Raw genomic sequence first — 2,306 nt, forward strand, 5'->3', positions numbered from 1 at the left:
GGGCATAGGCGGTCAGGCGTTGCCGTTGAATTCCCCGTCTTGCACACGTGCGGTGAAGGCATCCCATTCGGTTGGGGTGAAGACGAGAGCTGGGCCGGTTGGGTTTTTCGAGTCGCGGACGCCGATGATGCCGGTGTCGAGGAAGGCGACCTCCACGCAGTCCTTGGTCGCCCCACTGCGAGTGCTCTTGAACCACTGAGCTCCGGACAGGTCAACGTTCATGCTGATACTCCCTTGCCAACTTCCGCAGCAGTGCTCTGCTGCTGACCTCGTCTAACGCTGCTTCCTCGATGCGTTGGTACGCCTGCCTGTACCGCTGCACGATACCCACCTTCTCCGAATACATGTCGCCGGTGTAGTTCTCGGCGTACACGATTGTGGGTTCGATCGGTTCTCCCCGGTTATCGGTTGGGAACTCCAGGATCGTGAACGTTCCGATCAGTTCACCGGTTGGCATTCCTGACGAGAACGGCAGAATCCTAATGCTGACATTAGGCATCGTGCTCATGTCTGCCAAGTGCTTTAACTGTGCCGCCATGACCGTCGGTCCGCCGATCATTCGTCGCAATACAGTCTCGCCGAGGATCACGTTCAGGGTCGCGGGCCTGGTCTTGCGAGTGATGAGGTTTTGCCGCCGCATCTTCAGTTCGACGCGACGTTCGATCTCTACCGATGAGTCCGGCGGCAGCGCGGTCGTCATGAGAACCCGTGCGTAGCCAGCCGTTTGGAGCAAGCCCGGAACAAGATCCTGTTGATATGTCGTCAATGTCTCGGCAGCGGACTCCAACCCCATGAAGACACTGAAGTTCTCCGGGATCAGATCCCCGAACTCATGCCACCACGACTTCTCCGCCGCCTGCTTCGCCAACCCCCGAAGCCCTTCCGCGCGTTCGGGATCGATGCGATAGATATCGATCATCCCATCGAGCTCACGTATCCGAATCTTCTGGTTCTGCCCCTTCTCGTACCGCTGAAGGGTGCTCTTACTCCACTCCATCAGCCGTGCGGCATCTTCCAGCGTCAATCCGATCGCGTCACGTGCTTCGCGCAGCAATCGCCCGAGCTGTCGACGAGTGATGCTGCTATCGCTGTCCACCAATGAATTACCCCCACATTTCGAGCCGACGTGTGCGCCAGAATCGGGAAGACCCTCCCACAAACTTCGGCTTTGCGCTGGGCTTTTCAGCCGATTGACAGTGGTTCCCGTTTCCGCCTTCCGAGACACCCTCGGGCGGTGTGTCCTAGTCGTCGCGGTCGGCCGATCCCACTGGTCGACCGCCGCCATTGACCACCGATACGCCGATACGAAGGTTCGCGAAGATGACGAACATGCACGCGGGACAGTCGAATACAGCCAACGTTCGTGCTCGTCCGGACGAGGGTGACGCGCGCAAACCCAAGGCGGTCGGCCTGGTCCGGACCGGCGTGTCCGGCCTGGCCGCGCCGCGACATGCGGCCGAGATCCACCGCCACGCAGAACAACTGGGGTACCACTACCTCTATACGGTCCGTCCACCGGAGCATCCGGACACCGACCCGATCGGCTACGGCCTCACCATCGCCACCGGCGTGCAAGCCGCCGCCCTGATCGTCTACGACCTGGCCAGTGTGGACAACACCCCCGCCCGCGTCTGCGAAACCTGCGACCTCGAAACGGTCTGCCCGCCGGTGACGTGGGCGCGCGCCATGCTCAGCAGCATCACCCCGGATCACGCGCACCCCGACCATGCGCTCACCGTCGCCGAGTCACATCGAATCATGCAGCGGCACATAACATGCCGCGCTATCACCTGCCCAATGAAGTCCGCGGCTCTCAGATGTCTGGTTCGCGCGGGCGCGCTCGTCCCACCGGCCATGAGCCCCCGCGAACGCGCCGCGGCTCGCGGCCTGCCATTCGAACCGATCAGAAACGAGCCGTCGGCGTGGCACGGCCCTGATCTCGCAACGCTGCTGGATGTGCTGGACGCGCTCACCGACAAGGATTCCCACCCCACCCGTGCCATCGGTTCATAGCCGCCGAATGGACAGAATCCACCGAACTCAAGTCGACGGCCTGCAAGCAACCTGGCAGCTGAACCAGCGCCACGAGATCGGAATCATGTTTGTACACAACACATCTGACGCAACACAGATCGCCTCCTTCGAACCCGGCGACTATCCCGACCTCGTCCGAGCACGCGAACGGCTCCCGAAACTAGGGAAACTCTGGGACGCGGTCCGCCACGACTTCTGGACCGAAGCCATTCCCGCACACCGTCGTCCGCGCACACCTGAAATCTGAAAGCATGGATCCGACGCTGAACCGC

The 2,306-nt window shown here is 61.6% G+C and carries 3 protein-coding genes; 1 reads left to right on the plus strand and 2 read right to left on the minus strand.

What is annotated here, in order from left to right; genetic code table 11:
- Nucleotides 1–12: 12 nt before the first annotated feature.
- Nucleotides 13–222, minus strand: a complete 210-nt coding sequence (locus ACIBI6_RS39525; RefSeq protein WP_396960206.1) for a DUF397 domain-containing protein — start codon at nt 220–222, stop codon at nt 13–15.
- Nucleotides 212–1,096, minus strand: coding sequence for a helix-turn-helix domain-containing protein (locus ACIBI6_RS39530; protein WP_396960208.1), 885 nt, complete (start codon nt 1,094–1,096; stop codon nt 212–214). Before ACIBI6_RS39530 ends, ACIBI6_RS39525 begins: the two co-directional genes overlap by 11 nt.
- A 224-nt stretch (nt 1,097–1,320) precedes the next feature.
- On the opposite strand from ACIBI6_RS39530, the gene ACIBI6_RS39535 reads away from it, so the two are divergent.
- Nucleotides 1,321–2,013 carry a hypothetical protein gene (locus ACIBI6_RS39535; RefSeq protein WP_396960210.1) on the plus strand — a complete coding sequence of 231 codons (693 nt, stop codon included), beginning with the start codon at nt 1,321–1,323 and terminating at the stop codon, nt 2,011–2,013.
- Nucleotides 2,014–2,306 lie beyond the last annotated feature (293 nt).

Origin of the sequence: Nocardia sp. NPDC050412 (genome assembly GCF_044458825.1) — a bacterium.
Taxonomy (GTDB): Bacteria; Actinomycetota; Actinomycetes; order Mycobacteriales; family Mycobacteriaceae; genus Nocardia.